This is a genomic window from Microbispora sp. ATCC PTA-5024 (assembly GCF_000511135.2).
Lineage (GTDB): Bacteria > Actinomycetota > Actinomycetes > Streptosporangiales > Streptosporangiaceae > Microbispora > Microbispora corallina.
This window is the reverse complement of record NZ_KI866522.1, coordinates 822,781-825,465: the sequence shown is the minus strand read 5'-3', so window position 1 is coordinate 825,465 and position 2,685 is coordinate 822,781. Positions and strand designations below refer to the sequence as shown.

Sequence of the window (2,685 nt, the reverse complement as noted above, 5' to 3'; positions counted from 1 at the left end):
TCCGGCGACGCCACCGGCCGCTACGCCAGCGCCAAGGCACGCAAGAACTACGCCGGGACAAGCCCGATCACCCGCCAGTCGGGCAGAAGCAAGACCGCCCACGCCCGTTTCATCCATAACGACCGGCTCGTCGACGCCCTCCACCTGCAAGCCGGCTGCGCGGTCCTGCACGACCCCGAAGTACGCGCCTACTACGACCGACCCGCGTGTCGGGATGCTTCGGAAAAGCGCCGTTGGGGCACCTCAGAGGTATCGGGGTTCACTGGACTCGGGGGGACTCATGGCTGTTTCGGTTGACCTGGCGAAGCTGCTCGACCGGGAGTACGAGGAGATGAGCCTGGACGAGCTGATCAAGGCACCCGTGCAGGCGCTCGCCGGGGTGAGCGAGGGCGACGCCGAGATGCTCAAGAAGGCCTTCAACATCAAGACCGTGGGCGACCTCGGCCGCAACAAGTTCTTCCGGGCCGCCACCGCGCTGGTCGACCTGACCGACAGCAAGAAGTAGAGGCTCGCCGGCCCCGCCTCGCCGGAGCCCGCCGCCGCCGTTTCTCCCTCCCTCGCGGGACGCCGGACGGCCGTTGTAGATATTCTCCATCGCCTTATAAGTTGTTGGAAGGTATCTACGTTGGGGGCGGTCGTGGGGGCGCTGTTCGTCGGGGTCGACGGCGGGGGCACCAGCACGCGCTGCGTCGTGGCCGCCGAGTCGGGGGAGATCCTCGGCCGGGGCCGCGCGGGCGGTGCCAACGCCGTGTCGGTCCGCGACCCGTCCGCCAACCTGCTGGCCGCCCTGCTCGCCGCCCTGGGTGGCCTCGACCGCTCGCGGGTCGCGGGCGGGGTGTTCGGGCTGGCCGGAGCCGCGCAGGCCCGCGCGCTGGCGGAGCGCGCCTGGAGCGAGGCGGAGCTGCCGGGCCGTCCCCGGGTGGTGCCGGACATGCTGGTCGCCTTCACCGGGACGACCGACGCCGCCGACGGGACCGTCCTGGTCGCGGGCACCGGCGCCGTGGGGGCGCGCGTGCGGAGCCGCCGGATCGTCCGGCGCGCCGACGGCTTCGGGTGGCTGTTCGGCGACGAGGGGTCGGGGGTGTGGCTCGGCCGCCGGGCGGTGGCGGCCGCGCTGACGGCCCTCGACGGCCGGGGCGCGCCGACCGCGCTGATCGGGCCGGTGGCCGCCGCGCTCCTGGGGGAGGCGGGCGATCCGGAGGACGTCCCGGCCCTCGTCGCCGCCGCGTACGACAGGATCGCCGAGGCGGGCCCCGCCTGGCTCGGGACGCTCGCTCCCGCCGTGGACGCGGCGGCGCGGCGGGGCGACCAGGTGGCGCGCGACATCGTGCGCGAGGCCGCCCGCAGGCTCGGCCGTACGGCGCGGGTGGTGGGCGAGCCCGACGGGACCGGGGAGGAGCGGGGGCCGCTGGTGCTGGCGGGATCGCTGCTGACCGAGCCGACCGAGCTGGCCCGTCTCGTGCGGGCCGAGCTGGGACCCCGGACGACGTCGCTGCCGGCGGGGGACGGCGCCGCCGGGGCGGCCGCCCTCGCGCTGCGCGCCGCCCTGCCCCCCGGCGATCCCCGCGCGGGAGAGGGCCACCGGGCGCTGATCGGACGGACGTTCGCGGACCGGCCGGAGCGGAGGGCCGATGACGGTCGCGGATGAGGTGGAGCGGGCGGCCCTGACCGTCCTCCAGCCCGGTTTCGAGGGCACCGTCCCGCCCGACTGGGTGCGGCGGGCGCTCGCCGACGGCCTGGGCGGCGTCCTGCTGTTCGCCCGCAACGTCGCCGGTCCCGCGCGCACGGCCGCCCTCGTGGCCGCCCTGCGCGAGGAGAGCCCGGGAGCCGTCGTGGCCGTCGACGAGGAGGGCGGCTCGGTGACGCGGCTGGAGGCCGCCGGTGGCAGCTCCTGGCCCGGCAACCTGGCGCTGGGCGTGGTCGGCGACGAGACGCTGACCCGCCGGGTGGGCCGGCAGATCGGCCGGATGGTCGGCGCCGCCGGGATCACCCTCGACTACGCCCCCGTCGTCGACGTGAACGCCGACCCGCGCAACCCGGTCATCGGGGTGCGGTCCTTCGGGTCCGACCCGGACGAGGTCTCCCGTCACTCCGCCGCCTGGATCGAGGGCTTCCAGAGCGCGGGGGTCGCGGCCTGCGCCAAGCACTTCCCCGGCCACGGGGACACGGTGATCGACTCCCACCTGGAGCTGCCGACGGTCCGGGCGTCCAGGGACGTCCTCGATCGGCGCGACCTGCCGCCGTTCCGGGCCTCGATCGCCGCCGGCGTCCGGGCCGTCATGTGCGGCCACCTGCGGGTGCCCGCCCTGGACGACGAGCCGGCGACGCTCAGCCGCGCCATCGTGACCGGGCTGCTCCGGCAGGAGCTGGGCTTCGACGGCCTCGTGGTCACCGACGCGATCGAGATGCAGGCGGTCGCCGCGCTGCACGACCCGGGCGAGATCGCGGTCCGCGCGCTGGTCGCAGGAGTGGACGTGGTGTGCGTGGGCGTCTCGTCCGCGCAGGGGGAGAGCGTGTACGCGCTGCGCGACGCGATCGTCCGGGCGGTGCGCGAGGGGCGGCTGCCGGAGGAGCGGCTGGCGGAGGCGGCCGGTCGCGTCCACGAGCTGGCCGCCTGGTACGCGGAGCGGGCGGGCGACCGCGCCGGGGCCGCCGCCGAGGCCGCCGAGGGTCTCGGGCTCGCCG

General features: G+C 76.1%; 4 protein-coding genes. All 4 read left to right on the top strand.

Annotated features, from left to right (window positions below; all coding sequences use genetic code 11):
• Positions 1 to 297: IS110 family transposase (locus MPTA5024_RS39230; protein WP_232326161.1), on the top strand; the 297-nt coding region annotated here is incomplete at its 5' end.
• Positions 281 to 505, top strand: a complete 225-nt coding sequence (locus MPTA5024_RS03795) for a hypothetical protein (RefSeq protein ID WP_036319889.1) — start codon at positions 281 to 283, stop codon at positions 503 to 505. The genes MPTA5024_RS39230 and MPTA5024_RS03795, both read left to right, overlap by 17 nt.
• 120 nt (positions 506 to 625) lie before the next feature.
• The gene (locus MPTA5024_RS03790; RefSeq protein WP_051457666.1) at positions 626 to 1,648 is read left to right on the top strand and encodes an N-acetylglucosamine kinase; all 1,023 of its coding nucleotides are present in this window, start codon (positions 626 to 628) and stop codon (positions 1,646 to 1,648) included.
• On the top strand, positions 1,632 to 2,685 hold a 1,054-nt coding region (locus MPTA5024_RS03785), incomplete at its 3' end, for a glycoside hydrolase family 3 protein (RefSeq protein WP_063794614.1). The genes MPTA5024_RS03790 and MPTA5024_RS03785, both read left to right, overlap by 17 nt.

Coding starts and splice junctions, on each gene's coding strand:
- MPTA5024_RS03795 (WP_036319889.1), top strand. CDS start 281: ATGGCTGTTTCGGTTGACCTGGCGAAGCTGCTCGACCGGGAGTACGAG.